Origin of the sequence: Pseudobacteroides cellulosolvens ATCC 35603 = DSM 2933 (genome assembly GCF_001262605.1) — a bacterium.
In the GTDB taxonomy this organism is placed as follows: Bacteria; Bacillota; Clostridia; order Acetivibrionales; family DSM-2933; genus Pseudobacteroides; species Pseudobacteroides cellulosolvens.
In genome coordinates, this window is record NZ_LGTC01000001.1 from 803,171 (window position 1) to 825,096 (window position 21,926).

A 21,926-nucleotide genomic window follows, 5' to 3' on the forward strand; every position below is an offset into this window, starting at 1 on the left:
TGGGAGACATACTATGAACAACAATTTTACTACTAAGGATTTTTTGAAGGCCAAAATGGACGGAAGAAAAATAACAATGCTTACCGCTTATGACTATCCTACCTCCAAGATAATTGACCAAGCTGGTATTGACTGTATACTGGTAGGAGATTCCCTTGGGATGGTTGTACTTGGCTATGAAGATACAACTAAAGTTACAGTTGAGGATATGATACACCATACAAAAGCCGTTGTAAGAGGTGCAAAACGTGCTATGGTAGTTAGTGATTTGCCATTTACCTCGTATCACACCGGTGTATATGACAGTGTTAGAAATGCTGCAAGGTTGGTATCTGAAGGAGGCTGCAAGGCTGTTAAGCTTGAAGGCGGAGAAGATTTTAAGGATGAAATAAAGGCGATTATTAGGGCTGGTATACCGGTAATGGGACATTTAGGGTATACACCTCAGTCTATAAATATATTTGGCGGGCACAAGGTGCAAGGTAAGACCATAGAAGGTGCAAGAAAGCTATTGAAGGATGCATTGGCCCTCCAGGAGGCAGGAGTGTTTTCAATTGTACTTGAATGTATTCCGATGAGGCTTGCTGCCTTGATAAGTGAGAAACTTAGTATTCCAACCATTGGTATAGGCTCCGGTGTGGAATGTGATGGGCAGGTAATTGTAATACATGATGCTGTAGGATTATACAGGGATTTTAGCCCCAAACATGTTAAAAAGTACGCTTGTGTAGGTGATATTATAGAGCAGTCTGCAAAAGACTATATTAATGACGTAACCAATAAGTATTTTCCACAAGCATGCAATTCATATAAGATAGAGGATGAAGTTATTGACATATTAAGGGGAGAATTTTAAATGAGAGTTATAGAGAAAATAAGCGATTTAAAAGCTATTATAAGGTCACAAAAGTCTTCAGGCAAGACAATTGGATTTGTTCCTACAATGGGTTATCTCCATCAGGGGCATATGTCATTGGTTAAAGCATCAAAGGACGAAAACGATTTTACAATCATGAGTATTTTTGTTAACCCTACCCAGTTTGGGCCTAATGAAGACTTTGACAAGTATCCGAGAGATATGGCAAGAGACACAAAGATGGCCGAGGCAGCTGGAGTTGATGTGATATTTGCACCTTTAAAAGATGAAATGTATCCAGCAAGATATAAAACCTATGTTGATGTTGAGGATATTACAAATGTATTATGCGGGAAATCACGTCCCAGTCATTTTAAAGGGGTAACAACTGTTGTGACAAAGCTTTTTAATATAGTTGAACCGGACAAGGCCTATTTTGGTCAAAAGGATGCTCAGCAAGTCATCGTTTTAAAGAAGATGGTGAGAGACTTAAATATGAACCTGGAGATAGTAACATGCCCTATAGTAAGAGAAAGCGATGGGCTTGCCATGAGCTCTAGAAATACTTATCTTACGCCAGAACAACGCATTGGGGCATTGGTTCTGTCCAAATCACTTTTTGAGGCGGAACAGCTAATAAAAGATGGAGAAAGAGATGCCGCCAAATTAATAGGGCATATAAGTGAGAGAATATCTGAAGTAAGCTTTGCAGAAATTGATTATATTGAGATTACAGATATAATTAATCTGGAAAAAGTTGATACTATAAATGGAAAAGTTTTAATTGCGTTAGCTGTAAGGTTTGGTAAGACAAGACTTATAGATAATGTGATTGTGGAGGTGTAAAATATGTTTATAACTTTGATGAAATCAAAAATACACCGGGCAAAGGTGACTGAGGCAAATCTTGACTATGTAGGCAGCATAACAATTGATGAAGATCTTATGGAAGCGGCAGATTTAATGAAAAATGAGAAGGTGCAAATTGTAAATAATAACAATGGACATAGGTTTGAAACTTATGTTATTCCCGGCAGCCGAGGGAGCGGAATGATTTGTTTAAACGGTGCTGCAGCAAGGCTTGTACATCCTGGTGATATTATAATAATCATTTCATACGGTATGTTTGAAAGGAAAGAAGCTTCGGAGTTTACTCCTAAAATAATTTTTGTTGATGAAAACAATAGTGTTAAAGAGATAAAGGGAGAAGAAAAACATGGGCATATTTACCAATCATAAGGATTGGTAAATATGCCTTCATAAATGTCTAATAAATTATAGTGTATTCACATCACAATTTATCAATTCTTTTTGAATAAATAATCTAAAACCAGACTTCCAATTACAGCTTCTGCCAGTATTGTAAAGCTGTTTTTTACTAAAGTTCTGGCTACGAGTTCGTAGAATAAATCCTTATTTAGAAAAAAGTGGTTGCAGACTATAAGTAAGGCACCTAAAATAAGTAATATGAAGGATATTATGGAACCCGCTTTGATAATAATTTTATTTGGTTTTCCTAAATTGTTAAATTCAGATCTTATTTTTTCTATATTTTTTGTCAAATTAAAGTACATTGGACTAACCCCCATATAAAATATCTACTTTATGTTAACATAATATCACAATAACCTTCAATGATTAATATTTTCCTATGTTTGATGAGTTGCCAATTTAAATATATAGGCCAGGCTGCGAAAGTTATGTATTTTATTAATGGGAATTATTATTAATAATGGTAACAGAATCTTTTCAGATACCATAACTTTTGTCGAAATCTAAGGGTAAAAGTTGCGTAAAGTGTTGAAATTAGTGGCTTTTGAGCGAAATGTTTTTGTTTAAAATATACTGAAAATAATATATAATTTATTCAGAAGTTTTAATAATTACTGTAATCCATGTTGTATATTTTACAAAGGAGGAACACAAATGATTAAAAAATATTTGCAGAGGAAAATCAACATTAATGCTGATGATACAAATGATGAAAGAAATGAAAAAATGGAAATAGAATACTATTTGCTAGAAAGTGACAGCTTTGGTTCGGATGCAGCATATGGGCAAAAGGTATACGGAATAGAAATTATTAAAAAAACAGAAGAAGATGACATCGAATCAGAATTCGTGAGAAATCTATCAACAAGTGTTGACAGTGTTAGCAGCATATTGGATAAGATGGTGAAGAACTCAGTAACGCCTGTTGCATTGCCATTTGTTCTCGATGACTTGATTGGAGTATGACATTTTTTGAGTAACATAAATAATAATAATCACATTAAGATCACTATTAATCTTACACATTATTTTTTAGACATAAAAAGGAGCGGCCTTAAAATTAGGGGCCGTTTTTTATTTCAGACCTAAAAATAATATAAAAAAGTTTCTCAGATTGCTGTAAAATGCCAAAAAACTTGAATATTTAATCTGTTAATGATATAGTATATAATAATTTTATCGTAATATTACAATTTAGCATTGTAAAGGAGATGTATGCTTTATGTCAATCCGAGAAGATTACGAATCCTTTGAAGAAAAATTTTTATCTGAGTTTGCTATAAAGAGCAATAAAACAAAAGGTCGAGAAAAGGAAGAAGTGAAGTGTACGGTCAGGACTGACTTCCAGAGGGATAGGGACAGAATAGTATACAGCAAGGCATTTAGACGACTGAAACATAAGACACAAGTTTTTATATCTCCTGAAGGGGATCATTACAGGACAAGATTAACTCATACACTTGAGGTTTCACAGATTGCTCGTACATTGGCAAGAAGCCTAAGGTTAAATGAAGACCTTACAGAGGCTATAGCACTAGGACACGATCTAGGGCATACACCCTTTGGGCACTCAGGGGAAATGGTTTTGGACAGGGTTTGCCCCCATGGGTTTAAGCATAATGAGCAAAGCCTGCGTGTGGTGGATATTTTAGAAAGAGAAGAGGGCCTTAATCTTACATGGGAGGTTAGGGACGGTATAAGGAATCATACAGGGAAAAATATAGCTTCCACATTGGAAGGGCAGCTGGTAAAATTTGCAGATAGAATAGCTTATATAAATCACGACATAGAAGATGCAATTCGCGGAAAAGTCCTTACGGAAGACATGTTGCCTAAGGAATGCGTAAATGTGTTGGGCAAAAGCTCAAGTAAAAGAATAAACAACATGATTATAAATATCATTGAAAACAGCACCAATAAAGAAAGAATTTCAATGAGTGAAGAGTTTCAAAAGGCCAAGGATGAGCTGAGGCAGTATATGTTTGAAAATGTCTACGTTGGATCCATTGTTAAAAAGGATGAGATTAAGGCACAAAATATAGTGGCTGAATTGTATCGATATCTTGTAAAAACACCTGAGCTTATACCTAAGGAAACGGCAAAATGGCTTGACAGATATGGGATTGACAGAGTAGTATGCGACTATGTAGCGGGAATGACAGATAGATATGCAGTAAAAAAATTCCATGACATATTTATTCCAGAGTCATGGAGATTTTGATAATATTAGTAATTGATATATTAATATAACAATCCCCTAATATTTATTGTTAGCAATGTTAAAAAATAAATATTAGGGGATTCTATTGATATTTTTAAATAAATTTGGATGAAAGGTATATGATTGTAAAAATAAAGAAAAATATAATTAATTGATCACTAAGATATTTGTAAAAACAATGAAATATAAATAGCTTTTAATATATAATAGCAACTATTTAATAAAATTCTTTTATTTATTTTAATAAATAGTTGTGAAAATATAAATAATTATATTAAAATATATAAAATAATGAAAAAAAGAAGGAATATTTATAAATATGTCGAAGAAATACTTATAATTAAGACTTTTATTAAATGTTTAGGAAATTAGGACTTGAAAAATTAGTGTTTTTTATATATGGTATATATGGTTGTTGAGGTTGTTAAATGCGTTTAAGTGATGAACAGATTGAAGAAATAAGAATTAATAATGATATTGTTGATGTAATAGGTGAATACGTGAGATTGGAACGAAAGGGGCAATACCTTTTTGGTTTGTGTCCTTTCCATAAAGAAAAAACGCCTTCATTTAGTGTAACACCATCCAGACAGATGTTCAGATGTTTTGGATGCGGAAAAGGCGGGAATGTATTTCATTTTATTATGAACGCTGAAAACCTTGATTTTATAGAAGCAGTTAGGCTACTAGCCGATAGGGCTAGAATACAGTTACCGGAAGGTGATAGTGAAGAAGAAAAAAGAACTCAGAAGCTTAAGCAAGAGATTTTGAAAATTAATGTCGAAACTGCACGTTTTTTTCATAAGCAATTGAATTCGCCAAAAGGTGAGATAGCATTAAAGTATTTAAATAACCGAAAAATTAGTGAAAATACAATAAGAAAATTTGGAATCGGTTATTCCCTGGATGATTGGGACTTACTGCACAAACATTTAAGCACTTTGGGGTTTTCGTATGAAGCTTTAAAAGAAAGCGGCTTATTGATTCCCAATAAAAACGGCGGGTATTTTGACAGATTTAGAGGAAGGGTTATATTTCCTATATTTGATTTAAGAGGAAATGTAATCGGTTTTGGCGGAAGGATTATAGGGGATGCAAAAACTGATAATATGGGTTATAAAGAACCTAAGTATATGAACTCTCCCGAAACCTTAGTTTATAATAAGGGAAGAAATCTGTATGCATTAAATTATGCTAAAAACTCAGGTGATAATACTCTCATTATTGTTGAGGGTTATATGGATGTAATATCTTTACACCAGAATGGCATAATAAATACTGTAGCTTCTCTTGGTACAGCACTGACGGAAAGTCAGGGCAGAATATTAAAAAAATATGCTGAAGAAATAATTATCTGTTATGATGCGGATATGGCTGGTCAATCAGCAGCAATGCGAGGTCTTGACCTGTTGAACGATATTGGATGTAATGTTAAAGTACTGACGGTACCGGATGGAAAAGATCCGGATGAGTTCATCAAAAAAAATGGCCAAGCCGCCTTTAGAAAGCTTATTGAAGGCTCACTGTCACTTATTGAATACAAGATTAAGTATCTAAAGAACCAAATAGATGTGGAAACAACTGACGGAAAATTAAAATTTTTAAACAAGACTGCAGATGTTCTCACAAAAGTTGACAATAGGCTTGAAAGAGAAATAAATATTAAAAAGCTTTCTAAAGATTATGGTATATCTGAGGAATCTCTGTATGCTGAGGTTATGAAAAGAACCAAGCCGAAAGGTGAAATAAAAAAATCTATTATTGATATGAAAGGTTTTAAAGACAATAAAAGCGTTAATAATAGTGAAAATAGAGATTTGGATAAGCTAATACACTTGGAAAGAATGCTTATAATGCTCTTTTCAATTGACAATAGTGTTTACAAACTAATTAAAGACAGGATAAACAGGGATTATTTCATTGATGAAAACAGGCAAATTGCTTCAATTGTATTGGATAAGCTTGAGAATAATAAGGGCATTGTAGCTGCAGAACTATTTAGTGTCATAGGGACAGAGGCAGCAAATGAGTATTCAAGAATAATTCAAGATGAATGCAATTTTGAAGACAATAAAAAGGCTGTTTTAGATATATTAAAAAAGATTGAAATTATCAAACTTGAAAAAAGACGCAAGGAAATCTTAGAACTTTTAAGTGGTAAAAATGATTTAATAGAAGGAGATGTTGAACAATTAAAAGAGGAACTGAAGCTGTTATTACAGAAGCAAAAAAGCCTTTAAATATGAGTTGTGTTGAAGGGAGGGTAACTGTTGAAACCAAACAATGAGAGCAGGAAAGCAGTATTAAAAGAGTTGGTCGACAGAGGTAAGGCTAAAGGAATGCTGACATATAAAGAAATTATGGATGCATTTGAAGAGATTGATCTTGAGCCTGATCAAATAGAGAAAATATATGAAACATTAGAAAATGTAGGTATAGATGTAGTTGGAGATATAGATGCTGAGATAGAAGACATTCAATTGACTGAAGAGGATCTTGATATTTCCATTCCGGAGGGCATCAGCATAGATGACCCTGTCAGGATGTATTTGAAGGAAATTGGAAAGGTGCCCCTATTATCGGCTGATGAGGAAATAGATCTTGCAAGAAGGATGGAAAAAGGCGATGCGGAAGCAAAACGCCGTTTAGCTGAAGCAAATTTAAGACTTGTTGTCAGCATAGCCAAGAGATATGTAGGAAGAGGAATGCTATTTCTGGACTTGATCCAGGAAGGTAATCTGGGACTTATTAAAGCAGTTGAAAAGTTTGATTATACAAAGGGTTATAAATTCAGTACCTATGCAACCTGGTGGATAAGACAAGCCATAACCAGAGCAATAGCGGATCAGGCACGTACAATAAGGATACCTGTTCATATGGTTGAAACCATAAACAAGCTTATTAGGGTGTCGAGACAGCTATTACAAGAGCTTGGAAGAGAGCCTGCACCTGAAGAAATTGCTAAGGAAATGGGAATGTCTGTTGACAAGGTCAGGGAGATTATGAAGATATCTCAGGAGCCTGTTTCTTTGGAAACACCTATTGGTGAAGAAGAAGACAGTCATTTGGGAGATTTTATCCCGGATGATGATGCTCCGGCACCTGCTGAAGCTGCTGCATTTACTTTATTAAAAGAGCAGCTTATAGATGTACTTGATACTCTTACAGCAAGGGAAGAAAAGGTATTAAGACTTCGTTTCGGCTTGGATGACGGAAGAGCCCGCACCCTTGAAGAAGTTGGTAAGGAATTTAACGTTACCAGGGAAAGAATTCGTCAGATCGAAGCAAAGGCGTTAAGAAAACTAAGGCATCCCAGCAGGAGCAAAAAGTTAAAAGATTACTTGGATTAAACTCGATTAAATCGAGTTTTTTCTATGTAAGTCATTTTTCATTCATACCTAATTACATAATGATTGATGATTGCTATACTGCTATATTGCTATACTGAACGGTTCCTCCAGTTACCTGAATCTTATATCCGAATTTTTCTGTAGTGTCCCAACCGTAAGATTTGGCATTCTTGTATCCACCCATTGTTACATTGCTTATGACTACCGTTACAACACCATTCTTGGGTGCTTTGGCCAGTTTAAGAGTGGTTTTGCCGCTTGATACAGGTGAACTGAATACTGTAGTGCCGTCTGCAGCTCGGTAAACTATTTGAGCTCTCATATCGGCTGTAGTTCCATTGCTTCCTTGTAGATCAGGTGCAAAATCTACGGTAACTTCTGTTGCTCCCGAGTTGACCGAAATAGGTATATTATTTCTTCCTGTATATCTTGGAAGCTTGTTTTTGTCTGGAATCAGTTTCAACAAATGGATATGAACCCTCCCATTTTAGGTCTTCATTAATACGATTAAGGATGGAGATTTGTGTATCTTTTGATACCTGTGATGTTCCGTTAGATCTCTCATTTAATAGAATATAACCATTTGGAATTGTCAGAGAAGGTTTTCCATATGGATTAATGTTAATTGGTGTGAGGGGTGGGTTATCTTTCCACACTTCTTTTGTATTGTATTAGTTGGAGCTATTGAAGGATAATTTCCTGGAACTGCATTAAAATGTGCAGCAATGATCAAAACATCAGACATATTTATAGTCTTGTCATTATTTAAATCACACTCTTCCAAATAATTCGCATCCCCTGACACAGAGTTGAACACTTTGGCGATTTTAATTACTTCAGTCATGTTAAAGAGGTTGTGTATTGGAAGTTCCACCAATTTTCGCCGCAAATGGTCACTGGATTGGCGTAGTAATACCATGCAGGTTGTACACCCCGGCAGGCTCTTGTCTTATCGTTGATTTTTGACATCATGGTTTTGTTATTATTCATTTTTGCAAGTGTGTAGACTGCTTCCTCGCCTGTATTGTCATAACTGTATTCTGAACCGTAAGGATATTTGGTGTTTTAGAAGTTGTTATACTTTGTAGCCATCTTTTTAACAATGTCGTTGGCCTCAGTTGTATAACCCTCATCCTTTAAAGCTTGTATGATTTCAGGCGTGGTCAGCTCACCCATAAGGCCGGTATTCCATTTGCCATAGGAGGTAGTCATTAACCAGGGAGTAGGTTTCTGTTAGCTGGAAATTCTTAATTCCCTGGGAATTGCCCGAGTTCTGATAACTAACCGTCACAGTGCTGCCGCTCTGGCTTTGCTGCCTCACATCTCCGGATTGGTTTGTAAATGCTTTAGTCCAAGCCCCCGTGCCAAGTCTATAGGTGAACATAAGCTCTCCAAGCCATTGATGGTCGGAAGTATATCAATTATATCTTTCTTGTAATATTCTACCATATTTTGAGCATTTCGTCCGTTTATGTACTTTAATTGCATTTGATTTTTAAATATTGAATCACTATAGACTTGCTTGAATAAATACCTAAAATATAGTACTATGTAGTTAACATAATAAATTTTTGTCGATAACTTTAAAAAAATCAAAGTGATAAATCTTTAAACTAAGCCTTTAAATATAGATAATATTAGCTCTTGAACTTTAGGGAGCTAATTAACTTTTAATATAAATTAATTTATAGGGGGATGAAAAAATTGAATAAAAGGTTAATCAAAAGGATCGCGTTATTGATTGTTGTGCCTTTATTGGCCAATATGTTAGTAACTGGTGGGAGTGTTTCTGCAAACACCAGCGATTTTCTCCAAAACGTAGCGGCAACTACGACTGCTACAGAAGCATTAGATGAAAATGCATCTGAAACAACTCCTAAAACAACTCCTAAAACAACTCTAGAAATGAATTCTGAAAAAGCATCAGGAGAGGCAGCTGAACCTATCATAGACAACATCAAAACCAATACCAATATGCCTTATGAATCTTCGGTTCAACAAAACGGTATTGTACTGCCTCTCATTGATAAAAAAGAGGGAACGGATAGTGATGCCAGCCTTAAAAAGTCCACTACCGCTAAGGCAGACATATTAAGGCAGGTATTACCCAAAGAGGTAAAGACTGGTGGTATTTTATCAAAAAGTAGAACACTAAAGTCACTTTCCTCAATGGATATACCTGATGATGCCATCAATGTTAATGAAAATGAAGTGAAAATTCTAAATGAAAACAGCAGTGAGTATAAATCATACTATACGTTTGTATTTACCCTGATACCACGGATTATTATAAAATAACTGCATCAAGTATAAAGATTCCATACATATACGTAAACGATAGTCAGAATAACACTATAGGATGGAACAGGACTTATCCCCAAATGAGCGATTCCATTGCGTGTAAGATGTATAAGGGGCAGCAGTATTTGATTAATCTCTCTTCGGTTAGCTCAGACGATGCAACGGAGTTTTCCGTCAAAAAGTATAGATCAAATGCAAATTCTTTTACATATACATTTGTTGATAATACATATACGGGTGATGAAAACGCTTCAATTGTTGTTACCCTTCCTAACATTTCGGCTGATAAGCTTTATGGAATATTGGATAGAGACATACTTATAAGGGCAGAGCTGTTTAAGGGCGATGAATTGATAGATAAAATATCTGAAATTCCTGCACAATCCATAAGAGGAGCTATGGGAACACCTGATGATAACATACTGCAGTTTGTTTGTGAGTTTGGTAGGGCTGTGGAACATGATGAATATACAATAAAAATTACCTGCTATGATAATGAAGGCAATATAGTAATAGATACATGTGAAAGTATAATTGAAGTTGGAAGTTCCACTTTCTTGTATGTTCCTTCGCAAAGCATAGTGTTTAAGTCTAATTCTTATAATGGTCAGCAAAGGGTCTATTTCAAAGGAGTAAATACTGATAAAGGCAAGTTTATTGTATTTGACGGTGATAGAATAATCGGCACAAGTGCCGATACCAGTACAGGAAGTACATATACGCAGCATGAAGATTTGTTTGAAAATTATTATTCAATAAACCATTATGAATACGACACATCAAAATTTGTTAAAAAATTATACTATGCAGATATTCCAGATTTATCCTTTGTAGAGCCTCTACAAGAGGGCAAGGATTATAAACTGAAAATGGTTGCAGGTGTCGGTGAGTTTGGCACCAATGCAAAAATTATTCCAACAAAAGGACTTGTGCTTAACAATATTTCTTATGATTCACTTTATAACAGCAGCTCCAAGCTCACTGTTTATGCCGAGTTTTACAACTTCGGCAGCATTAAACCCAATGATATTTCAGTAGAGCTTATAGACTTAGCAGGAGAGATTGTAGCTTCACAGGTTGATTATGCATATGATTCCTATTACTCAGGAACAGATAATATAACATATATTCGTTATAATTTACGCATAAATAAACCGCTTGAAGCTACAAAAAAGTATAGTGTAAGAATCAACTACCTGGGGAAGTTATATTTAAATACAGCAGGAACTTACATAGAAGCTTATCCAAATGGTGATTACCTGAACTTAAAATCCCCCACTGTATTGGATGCTGAAAAATTAAAAATAAGTATTCCAACATATCAATGTGATAACAAACTGGATTATGATGTAATTCTTTATAGAGAAAGCCAATCGTTAAGTGTGCCAATTTCCCAGGTTACAGGGGCTAAACCGGATAACAACGGCACCTTTGTGATAGATTTCCCTCAGGATAATGGTCTGCCAATTCTTATTCCCGGTGCATCATACTATATTGAATTTAAATACAAAAGGCCTTCATATAACAATGAAGTAGTTACTTCGAGCATTGGTTTTAGCATGCCGCAGACAACTGTTTCAAATGTATCAAAAAATATTACTTTTTATCCTCCTGCATTACCTGCAGAAGGGGAGATTGAATTTACCATAAGCGGCTACGAAATAGAAAACGGAATAATGGGAACTGATAACAGCAAAATAAATATTGAGCTTGTTGCAAATAATGAGATTTATGGATCGGTAATTAAAGACACCATAAAAAAGAGTGCATCCCTTTATGATGTTAATTCCCATTATAGCATGAGTCAGATAATGATATCAGGAAAGCTGCAGTTACAAAAAGCATTAGTTGATGATGTCCAATACTTTATAAGAATTAACGGCAGTGATTATGAATATTTTTACAAATCATCAAAACCATATATTGACGAAAACTCATTAAACATACAGCATTATTGTTCCTATTCTACATATAAAAATTCTTTGGGAACTGATTGTCTGCTGTATGATTTGTCCTTCAAGGAACCGTTAGAGTTAAATTATGGTTTTATAAAGAACGTACCTGAAGATTACAAGCTAGTGCTAAAAGATGCAGAAAATAATCAGGAGATTGAATTAGGCACATGGAAAACTGAAAAAACTTACTTTGATGGGGAATATAAAGATATTTCCATAGAGGTTGATTTGTCACAAGTTGCACAAGACAGAGTTTTTGAATTGTGCTTAAAAGCCGGCGAAAATTTTTACAGTCTTAATAAATTCATCAAATTGATTAAGCCCTATGAGGCACCTTCCTTTAGTGTACACGAGGCTGTATACGGAAGTGATAGGGTTACATTGTCATTGCCTTTATGTTATGATATTGATTCACTATCTTTTGATGTAAAAGATTCTTTTGATATGGTTTATGACTTAAGTGTGGTTCCTGGTAGTTTGAAAAGAGATTCAGATGCTATTTACATGGATGTGAAAACAGATATCCCTTTAAGTTATGGGGGATATACATTACGCATGTATGGTGCCGACAATACAATTAAATATACTGTGCAGTATACAGTTTCCCAAAAAAGCAGCAGTCCTTTTATAGATCATATTAAAAATGGGGTGCCATATCTTATCTATGGTAAAGACCTTAGTGATGAAGGGGTTTATACTGCGGATATTACTGATTATAATAATGTAACAAGGGTTAAAGGTGATATTACACTTACAAAGAAACATGGAGAAAATGTTTTGGAGCTGGATGAAAACAGTCTTCAAGGTTTGCCAATCGGAAACTATAATGTTGCAGTAAAACTCAATGGAAGCACTATAGGGGTTGCCTACTTTTATTACTCAGGTCCCATGATGTTAAAGCCCTTAATATCAGCAAAGGAATGGATAGATTCACCTGAAAAAAGTCCATTAATAGCAAGTAATAATGTAGAATTAATTATAAAGACCATGTATTATAACAAGGTTCGGTTTGCCGAAAGCCTGGAAAAGCTAAAAGAAATGAGTTACCAACCTGTAACAAACAGCATCAATTACAAGTTTGAAAATGCAGGAAGGATTAAGCTGCTTTATTTCCAGTTTGCTGATGACAATGAAAAGGAAAGTGAAATATTAACTTTTAAGGCGTACCTGGCATCAGATAAAAACGAGATAAAAGTAATTTCTCCAGAGAAGGATAAAACATATGAGAATGGTTTGCCTATTTACGCCAGTGTCTCAAATAATCCACACTCGGTATGGCTTGTATTGTACTGGCAAGGTGCTGTAGCATCTATGGCAAAAGCCACAGCTAATTCACTATACTCTTCAACCGACATTCAATATGTGAAACTGTCAAAGGATGATGCAAATGATTTTTATTCTTATGAAATACCGCAAGATTCAGCAGGTAATCTTATAAAGTTTGAGATTTATTCAGCAGATGTATTTGGAAATATAACAGATACTAAAACAGTAGATTTCAGGGAAATTGTAGACCCTGAGCCTGTAACAGCAATTCAAATCTCAAATCTGGCTCCGGCGTATAAAAAACAAAATATAACTATTTCAGGTAGTAATGCAACTACCGGAAGCAATGTTACCATTTATGCATATCCCCTCAAAGATAACGGATCTTCTACAGGAGGATATCCTTACTTAATCACTGTAATTGCAAATGAGGAAGGTAAATTTGAAGGCTCGTTGAATATTCCAAAGGATGGCTATTATAGGATTTACATAACCGATAATATGGGAAGAACAAGTTATAACTATCACCAAACTTGGGTTGATACAATGGCACCTGTGTTAAGAGACTATAACACAATAGCTCAGGGGGTCAACAGCGTAAGAATTTCATGGGATGTAAATGACCGCAGCAATTGCAATTATACATTGTGGAGAGACGGTAAGATTATTGAAAACCAATATAGGGAAAAGTATTATGTGGCAACAGGACTTACAAAAGGCCAAACTTATACATATAAGGTTATGGCAACGGACTTAGCTGGAAATCAGTCGGAAGCCGCCCAAATAATTGTAACTGTCGGAGATACCATCGCTCCTGAAACACCAAAATATCTTCATATAAGCTCCAATGCTGGTAGAAGCATCACCTTGTCATGGGAACCATCAACAGATAACAGCTATGTTGCCGGATATGAGATATACAGAAATGATGAAAAAATCGGGGTTTCTTATACAACAAGCTATACAGATTCCAATCTTGTAAAAGGTATAGAATACAGCTACAGAATAAAAGCCTTTGATCCATCAATGAACTATTCCGGGTTAAGTGAGCCTGTTGTTCATTCAATTCAAACTGTAACTGTAAAGGATGCCTATGACGGCAGCTATAACGTAGTAGCTTCAACAAACAAGACTTTGGTATTGAAAGCTATAACAAGTGATATTTTGAATAACACCAATATAAGAGTAGTTTTTGCATATTCAAATGATAAAGGGGCAAATTGGACTCGTATTGCTACAGTTTCACAATACACTACTACTCCTGATGGCCTCTTGTTCAGCACGATATGGAGTATTGATGGATACGAAAGCGGTGAATACATTATAAGATATACTGTAATTGACGTTGACAGCTTTACTAATCAGGACTTCTCCAAGCCCATAACCATACAAAAAACAGATGACTTTATAAACCCTACTATTAAATCTATCTGGCCTTATCCCTCATGTTATGCCAATTCCATACCACTTTGCATTACAGCAGAGGATAATGTGGGAGTAAAAAGCATAACAATACAGGAATCTATGGACGGGGCAGTGTGGGAGGATGTAACCTCAGTATCCATGAGTTATATCAATAAGATAAGCACCGTAAACTATAATCTTGATGTTTCTGAGATCAGGGAAGGACCCTACTATATTAGGGCTATAGCTGCAGATACAAGCGGCAATAACAGTAACAGTACAGGGGCTGCTTCTTATAACCAGTATATAATAGACAGGACTGCACCACAAAAGGTATCTGATGTATCGGTATCAAGTACTGTTGACTATATTGAACTTAAATGGGGCATGAACTCTGAGCCCTATGTAAAAGGATTTGATGTGCTAAGAGCCGAGAGTATTAACGGTGAATACATAACATTAGCTGCAAATTCCAATACCTTGAATTTTATAGACCAAAGTGCCAAGACAGGAGTTACTTATTATTACAAGGTGTCCTGTACCGATATAGCAGGAAATACAGGTGAAACCAGTGAGCCTGTGAAGGCAGTAAGACTTAGTATAGATGATATAACCGATGATTTGCCTCCGCAGATCACAAGCATATACCCAAATAACAATGCTGTCATAGGCAATAAGCTGAATTTGGCTGTAACTGCAATGGACAATATAAGGCTTTCAAAGATAGCAGCACAATTTAAAACAGGAGAAAATGATTGGACAGATTTAATGGTATTTGACACGGCATATTCCTCTGATGGGTTTTCAGCCGAATTGGATACTTCAAAGTACCCTGCAGGAACTGTTATAAAGGTTAGAGCATATGCGGTAGACGCAAAGGGAAATAAAAGCAGCTTTGAATATGCTGACTACACTGTTGATAATGTGCCTCCAAAGACTCCTGTAGTAGATGTGGTTGCACGTAACATGGGGATTTATGTATCCTGGTCATGTGAAGATGAAGACATAGCGGTTTACAAGGTTTACCGCAGAATATCAGGCTCAAGTTTCTATACACTTATAGGGGAATACTCCAAATCAGCAAATAATGTTTTGGATACAAGCCTCGATCCTTCATGCCAGTACGTATACAAGGTTATAGCAATAGATGGGCTGGGTAACACATCTTTTAAAGAGAGTAGGGCTATTTCTCCATTAGATGTGGATGATATAATGCCTCAAGCTGTTATAAACTGTATTTCATCTGCTGAAATGGACGCAGTTGTAGAGTTTGACGGTACTTCATCATATGACAATGTAAAGATAGCAAAATATGAATGGGATTTCGGTGACGGAAAAACAATGGAAGGCAGCACTGTAAAGCACCAGTTTAGCAATGTTGGGACTTACAGCGTGGTGCTTAAAGTAACTGATACTTCTGGAAACCAAAGCCTTACATCAAGGTTGGTTACAATTATAAAAAAGGGAGTTGCGGGTACTGTTGAAGTTTCAATAATAGATGATCAGGGAAATAGACTTCCCTTTACCGATGTTTTTGTAAATTTGGGTGAAGCTGATCAATACAAGAGTACATCTGATTCTACAGGAAGTTTGTCACTTAATATGGAGCCGGGCACATACAAAATAGGTGCCTATAAATCCGGATATGCTCCATCGCAGCAGGAAGTACTTGTTATAGCTGGAAAATCCAATACTTTAAAGCTGGTTCTTAAAAAGTCGGAAGTGGTTATTGGAAGTATGACAGCAACAAAGATGACTCTCGATGAGATTAAGAAGGCAGGTATAGATGTTACGGCACCTGGAAATCAGAATGTATTTAGGTACCAGATTAATCTTGTATATCAAAACAAGCCATATACAATAACGCATATAGCAAACACATCAAATTCTTCTTATGTGAGCTCTTCTTCAATCGGTGACAGGACTTTATATGTCAGCACAGTACCAAGGAGCGGAAGTTCCGGAAGTGCACCGGTGACAGTACTTCTTGATGTACCGGGAGGAACTTCCTGGCTTAAGGATTTCTTTGATGTTAAGCTCCATTTGGTTAATACCCAGGGAGCGTATGATATAGAAAACTGTGTTGTTAACTTAAATATACCATCCGGGCTTTCCATAGCAGGAGGCAGTGCAAAAACTACAGAAATAGGCACTCTGCCTGCCAATAGCGGCAAGGTTTTAAACTGGATAATACGTGGAGATAATCCAGGCAGCTATAACATATCTGCAGATTTCAGCGGGATTTTAGAATCGTTTAATGAGACAATATCAGCAAGGTTTGCTCCTGCTGAGCCAATTAAAGTGGAAGACAGCTCAAGGCTAAAGCTTTTTATAGAGGTTGAGGAAGTAAAATATCCAAATGATAAGCTTCTATACAGGGTGGGTTTTAAAAATGAAAGAAATTCTGATTTGTACAGACCTAAAATAAGCATGCAGGATTCCGAATATATAAGAAGCTATAAGACAAGCACCAGCATGGCTCTTATAAACACTTCCCATGAGGTTTTAAAACCGGGTGAGATATTATGGTCTGAGTACTCTATAGACCCTGCAAAATTTGAAGGTAACAACAATGTAGGACTTAAACTTACCGAGTATGCATCTACGGCTTTAGGAGGAATGAAAATACCAATAGAGATAAGGCCTGTGGAATATGGAACCTTTGGAAGGGTGAAACCCACAATATATGTCATTGACCCTCATACAGGAAGAGAAACAGAGACGGATTCTATTGACCTTATTAGATACAGATCCAGGGCAAACGATGTAATGCCTGATTTAAAGATTAAGACCGGCAGAGGAATTTCAAAAGATGTAGTGGTAAAGGAAGCTTGCAAACTTACCATAGGTGATGGCCTTTTTGATGTAACACAGGAAATAACTACAGACAAAAACGGGGAATACATATATAAAGGCGGAAGTATAGATGCTGTAAAGATAAACGATTCAGGTAAAGGCTATTTCAGCATAAAGGTTACATCCGATACCAAAATCTCCGATACATTAGGGATAAGGGTTTTGGACCAGAATCTTTTATCAGAAACGGAGTTTGGAAGCGTTTCGGGTAGGGTTTGGAACAAGGATGAAAGTAAACCTGTATCGGGAGCAACGGTAATAATAGGTTCAAATACACGTACTACTGATGCAAACGGTAATTTCAGTTTTAATGATATTATGTTTGACGGTGACACAATAACAGTAAAGGCAGCGGGTTTTCCAGAGAAAAATATAGACAGGGATCTTAGAGATGGAAGTTATGTTACTGTTTATTTAAGCAAAGTACCTGAAATAACCAAGGTTGTCTCGTGGTGTTCAAGCAGCAGCAACTATAGAAGTTCAATTGTTCCTTTAAATCTTATTGGAAGCTCTGTTAACTTTAGAATTGATACAGATTTAAAGGGCAATGGAGAAGTTACCGAATACATATATAAAATAGTGGATAAAAACGGCAATGAAAAGTACAGCGGATCTGAAACAGACCAAATAGTAACTATTTGGGATATAAAAAATAGGATGGCAATTGGAGATAGATTGAAGTTTGCAATCAAAACAAGCGGTCCATATGGTGATTTTACATCGAATTATGTGGATGCCAAGCTGGTTATGGCACCGGAATTGAAAATATTAGATACTGTTGATTGGCTTTTTGATAGTGGGGTAATACCAAATGAATTATCATTCAATCCTGAAATTGAGGGTATAAATGATGCTAATGAATTTTTAAACGGTAGTGACTCAAATGTACCATTCCCTGGAGATAGCGGCATATTCTGTTCCACGAAGCTGATACCTATAAATCCTTCTATTGATATGGATGTTGAATATGATTTTTTAAATGCTAAAGTAACTATTACCAATAAGGGAGGAGTTTCAGGAGAATTTTTGGGCGGACTTGCAGAGTGGGATCATGGATCTGACGGTGAAGGAAGCCGCAGGATTAATATTGGCGGAGAATTAAGTGCAACCTTTGATACAGTGCTTACATATAATGATGCTGCTTTGAGATGGGAATTGGAAAGAATGGATGTAAATGTCGTTACCGGGGCTAGCTTCACAGTAGAGTTCAAATATAGTGTTCCGCTGGATGTGTATTTTGGAGGTGCTTTATTATCAGGTTATGCAGCTGTAGAGCTGGAGGGAGGAGTTCAGCTTATTGTTAACGCCTCAATCCCGGATGTATCGAGCTTTGACAGTATAAGTGACCTGGTAACTGAAGTACAGGCAAACTTGCACCTGGGAATAAAAGGGGCTATAGGAGCAGAGGTAGGATATGGACTTTTATCAGGAGAGTTTTTTGTCAAGGGAGAGCTTGATGTAAATGTTCCAACCTGGAGGACAGAGCTCACATTATCTTATGGTGTAGGCTATGGTTATCTCTGGTTTTTCTCAGATGAGAATACCCTTGGAGAAAAAACTTGGGTTTTATATCAAGGTAATCAAAATAGAAGAATGTCAGGAATGCTTGCTGCACCACCGAATGTTGCAAATGAAGGTATAGTTTACAAAAGTGCTCCTAGAGGCTATTTGCAAAATCAAAAATGGGTTGGAAAAGAAGAAATTATAAAGGATGCTTACCCTGATTCGAGTGCTAAAATATCAGCTGTGGATAAAAAAATCGGTGACATGTTAATGGTTTATATAGGTGATGACAGTAAAAGAACTGATAATAACAGAACTTCAGTATACTCATCTGTATATAGGGATGGAACATGGTCACAGCCTGTACAAATAGATATTGACGGAACAGGGGATGCTTATCCAAGTCTAGCAGCAGATGGCGAAAATATATATGCATCATGGCTGGATATGGAGGAAGAAATGGGTGCATCCGCTGCCATGTCAGAGGATGACATTACAAAGAATGTCCTAGGAAAAATGGGAATATCCATTGCAAAGTTTGATGCAGGCACAAAATCATGGAAGGAACAAATTAGTAAAAAAACAGAAGGTATAATTAAGCTTCCTGAAATTGCGGCAAATGACGGCAAAGTCATGGCAGTGTGGGTAAATAACGGGAAGGGCAGTTTAAAAGGCAATTTGGAACAGCCGGATGATTTATACTATGTATATAATGATGGAAGCGGATGGAGTGAACCTAAGGCTTTTGTTACAGGTGCGGCTAACGTTACGGAAGGCAAATTATATATGTATAACGGTAAGGCATATTATGTTTTTGTTACAAATGCATATTCGGATGAAGGAATAAACAAGGCATATGTTACACGCTTTGACGGCAAGAGCTGGTCTAACCCTACAGAACTTATTGATAACAGTAATGAGGACAGTCATACTACTATAGCTCTTTACAATGAAGAACCTACTGCATTCTGGCAAAATGACGGAACCATATATAAGGTTTCTCTTGAAAGGCCTTACGGTGCTCAGATAATAATCAATTCAACACAGGTTGAGGGTGTTTTGGAGCTTAGTGCAGCCAACACAGAAAAAGGAGTTGCTTTGGCGTGGACAAGTGCATCAGCAGGAGAGAAAAAACTTTATATAAGTACTTTTGATGAAGAAAGCTCTTCCTGGACAGAAGGAACAATGAATAAGTTTAATACCATGGAAATACCAAAGGGTATAACACTGGCTGGCCTGGGAGATTCGGTAACGGCTGTATACAATAAATCCCAATATAAGTTTGATGAGGACAAAAAGATTTACTACAGGGATAATACATCATTAACTTCTACCAACTATATCAGAAAAGCCGATCTGGCTATTTTGGAAAATGGAGTGTATTTTGAAAACGGCAAGCCTCTTCCGGGAGAAGATACAACTGTTATAGCTACTGTTAAAAATGTAGGAGATATTACTGTAAAAGGTATAAAAGTTTCTTTATATGAAAGTGATAAGCTGGTTGCAGTAAAAGATATGCCGGAAGCGATATTAAGCCCTGGAAATTCAGTTTTGGCAAGTTTTCCATGGAAGGTACAGCAAAATGCATCAGGCTTTAAGTTAAAGGCGGTTGTAGAAGCAGCCGATGACAGCGATCCTATAAATAATGCTGCAACACTGGAGAAATCATATACTGATGTGGAAATTACAGGCGTTTATAATGAATTATATTCTAAAAATAGCGGCACAGTTTTCGTTGATGTAAAAAATTCAGGATACAGCAGTTTGGATAAAGTGAAAGTTTACATATCAACCGATAAGGAATTTAAAAACATTATTGCAGAAAAAGAAATTAAAGATATTAACCCTCTTATGGATAAAAAAGTTGCATTCCAATTCAAACCAACTGATGAGCAGATAGAAAACAGAGTTAAGTTATATGCAAAGGTTGAAGCCCTGCAAAGTGAATATGATTATTCAAATAACATCGATTTTACTGTTATAAGACCAATGGAGGACCCGGATGGAACAGGAATTATAGAGGATGACGGTCCTTCACCAACGCCAACACCAACCCCGACACCAACTCCAGGGCAGAATCAGAATAATACAACTATACCGGTTCAAACTCCTGGTACATCTGATAAAGGTAATGGTGATAACGGAAATAATCAGACAGATAAAAACAATCCAACGGATGAGCCAAAAGATAACGGTACAAAACCATCAGATAAGCCTGTAATTGTTGTACCGACTCCTGATGTGCCTTCAACCGGAGGAGAAAATAAAAAGAATGTTCCTTACATGAAAGGTTTTACTGATAAAACATTCAGACCGGATAAAGGGCTTACAAGAGCTGAAATGGCAGTGATTCTGGCTAACTTGGACGGTGTGTCACAGAAGCAAACAGAAAGTTTAATATTTAAAGATGTCAAGAATAATCATTGGGCAGCTTGGGCTATCAGTTATGTGACCGAAAAGGGAATTTTCAACGGCTACAGTGACAAGACATATAGACCGGATAATTTTATAACAAGAGCAGAGCTTTCGGTTGTATTGTCCAAATACATAAGTATTAAAGCTATTGATAAAGGTGATACAAAATTAAATGATATTGATAAGCACTGGGCAAAAGGGTATATAATGGGACTTGTTTCAGGGGGATATATTAAAGGGTATCCCGATGGTACATTTAAACCTGCAAACAATGTTAAACGTTCAGAATGTGTTTCCATTATTAACAGGATTTTAGGAATTGCACCATTAAAGAGTTCAGAACCAAGTTTCATAGATGTTGCAAAAAAACATTGGGCATATGGAGATATAATGGCTGCAACTTCTCCAAAAGTAAAGTAATGTAATAAAATGCCTCACAAAGCTTGTTTGAAAAAACTTTGTGAGGCATTTTATAATCCCTAATTGTGCTTGAAATAAAATACAACTTATAAATATATAGTATATCA

At 36.1% G+C, this 21,926-nt stretch carries 13 protein-coding genes; 9 read left to right on the forward strand and 4 right to left on the reverse strand.

Translation table 11 applies throughout. The annotated features are described in order from the left end of the window. The first annotated feature begins 13 nt into the window (after positions 1 to 13). From panB to panD, 3 genes are read left to right on the forward strand one after another with little or no spacing between them, the layout of a single operon-like run. Positions 14 to 856: a 3-methyl-2-oxobutanoate hydroxymethyltransferase gene (gene panB / locus Bccel_RS03345; RefSeq protein ID WP_036943032.1), complete on the forward strand. Its 843-nt coding sequence runs from the start codon at positions 14 to 16 to the stop codon at positions 854 to 856. Next, positions 857 to 1,702, forward strand: a complete 846-nt coding sequence (gene panC / locus Bccel_RS03350; RefSeq protein ID WP_036943035.1) for a pantoate--beta-alanine ligase — start codon at positions 857 to 859, stop codon at positions 1,700 to 1,702. 3 nt (positions 1,703 to 1,705) lie between these two features. Beyond that, positions 1,706 to 2,095, forward strand: a complete 390-nt coding sequence (panD, locus tag Bccel_RS03355) for an aspartate 1-decarboxylase (RefSeq protein WP_036943038.1) — start codon at positions 1,706 to 1,708, stop codon at positions 2,093 to 2,095. 62 nt (positions 2,096 to 2,157) lie between these two features. On the opposite strand, the gene Bccel_RS03360 is transcribed toward panD, so the two are convergent. Next, entirely contained in the window at positions 2,158 to 2,430 is a 273-nt protein-coding gene (locus tag Bccel_RS03360; protein ID WP_036943040.1) for a hypothetical protein, read from the reverse strand. 352 nt (positions 2,431 to 2,782) lie between these two features. Here Bccel_RS03360 and Bccel_RS03365 point away from each other — a divergent pair, with 352 nt between their 5' ends. From Bccel_RS03365 to rpoD, 4 genes are all read left to right on the forward strand, one after another. Further along, positions 2,783 to 3,094, forward strand: a complete 312-nt coding sequence (locus Bccel_RS03365; protein WP_036943042.1) for a DUF6514 family protein — start codon at positions 2,783 to 2,785, stop codon at positions 3,092 to 3,094. 256 nt (positions 3,095 to 3,350) lie between these two features. Beyond that, on the forward strand, positions 3,351 to 4,349 hold the full coding sequence (locus Bccel_RS03370) for a deoxyguanosinetriphosphate triphosphohydrolase (protein WP_036943043.1): 999 nt from the start codon (positions 3,351 to 3,353) through the stop codon (positions 4,347 to 4,349). A 428-nt stretch (positions 4,350 to 4,777) separates the two neighbouring features. After that, entirely contained in the window at positions 4,778 to 6,589 is a 1,812-nt protein-coding gene (gene dnaG / locus Bccel_RS03375; protein WP_036943045.1) for a DNA primase, read from the forward strand. A gap of 30 nt (positions 6,590 to 6,619) precedes the next feature. Continuing rightward, positions 6,620 to 7,699, forward strand: coding sequence for an RNA polymerase sigma factor RpoD (rpoD, locus tag Bccel_RS03380; protein ID WP_036943046.1), 1,080 nt, complete (start codon positions 6,620 to 6,622; stop codon positions 7,697 to 7,699). Positions 7,700 to 7,772: 73 nt separating this feature from the next. Here the strand turns inward: rpoD and Bccel_RS03385 are convergent, their stop codons facing one another. From Bccel_RS03385 to Bccel_RS30055, 3 genes are all read right to left on the reverse strand, one after another. Next, positions 7,773 to 8,165, reverse strand: a complete 393-nt coding sequence (locus tag Bccel_RS03385) for a hypothetical protein (protein ID WP_036943048.1) — start codon at positions 8,163 to 8,165, stop codon at positions 7,773 to 7,775. Between the two features lie 126 nt (positions 8,166 to 8,291). Continuing rightward, entirely contained in the window at positions 8,292 to 8,618 is a 327-nt protein-coding gene (locus Bccel_RS30655) for a hypothetical protein (protein ID WP_036943052.1), read from the reverse strand. 249 nt (positions 8,619 to 8,867) lie between these two features. Then, positions 8,868 to 9,083 (reverse strand): hypothetical protein, encoded by a 216-nt coding sequence (locus Bccel_RS30055; protein WP_036943054.1) that lies wholly within the window; start codon positions 9,081 to 9,083, stop codon positions 8,868 to 8,870. Between the two features lie 320 nt (positions 9,084 to 9,403). Between Bccel_RS30055 and Bccel_RS03400 the strand changes: the two genes are divergently transcribed. Both Bccel_RS03400 and Bccel_RS03405 read left to right on the forward strand, forming a co-directional pair. Beyond that, the gene (locus tag Bccel_RS03400; protein ID WP_050753054.1) at positions 9,404 to 9,997 is read left to right on the forward strand and encodes a hypothetical protein; all 594 of its coding nucleotides are present in this window, start codon (positions 9,404 to 9,406) and stop codon (positions 9,995 to 9,997) included. A gap of 83 nt (positions 9,998 to 10,080) precedes the next feature. Next, positions 10,081 to 21,819, forward strand: a complete 11,739-nt coding sequence (locus Bccel_RS03405; protein WP_082225115.1) for an S-layer homology domain-containing protein — start codon at positions 10,081 to 10,083, stop codon at positions 21,817 to 21,819. Positions 21,820 to 21,926 lie beyond the last annotated feature (107 nt).

Excerpts from the sequence above, each read along its gene's own strand:
- panB (WP_036943032.1), top strand. The coding sequence starts at position 14 with ATGAACAACAATTTTACTACTAAGGATTTTTTGAAGGCCAAAATGGAC.
- panC (WP_036943035.1), top strand. The coding sequence starts at position 857 with ATGAGAGTTATAGAGAAAATAAGCGATTTAAAAGCTATTATAAGGTCA.
- panD (WP_036943038.1), top strand. The coding sequence starts at position 1,706 with ATGTTTATAACTTTGATGAAATCAAAAATACACCGGGCAAAGGTGACT.
- Bccel_RS03360 (WP_036943040.1), bottom strand. The coding sequence starts at position 2,430 with ATGTACTTTAATTTGACAAAAAATATAGAAAAAATAAGATCTGAATTT.
- Bccel_RS03365 (WP_036943042.1), top strand. The coding sequence starts at position 2,783 with ATGATTAAAAAATATTTGCAGAGGAAAATCAACATTAATGCTGATGAT.
- Bccel_RS03370 (WP_036943043.1), top strand. The coding sequence starts at position 3,351 with ATGTCAATCCGAGAAGATTACGAATCCTTTGAAGAAAAATTTTTATCT.
- dnaG (WP_036943045.1), top strand. The coding sequence starts at position 4,778 with ATGCGTTTAAGTGATGAACAGATTGAAGAAATAAGAATTAATAATGAT.
- Bccel_RS30655 (WP_036943052.1), bottom strand. The coding sequence starts at position 8,618 with ATGGTATTACTACGCCAATCCAGTGACCATTTGCGGCGAAAATTGGTG.
- Bccel_RS30055 (WP_036943054.1), bottom strand. The coding sequence starts at position 9,083 with ATGTTCACCTATAGACTTGGCACGGGGGCTTGGACTAAAGCATTTACA.
- Bccel_RS03405 (WP_082225115.1), top strand. The coding sequence starts at position 10,081 with ATGAGCGATTCCATTGCGTGTAAGATGTATAAGGGGCAGCAGTATTTG.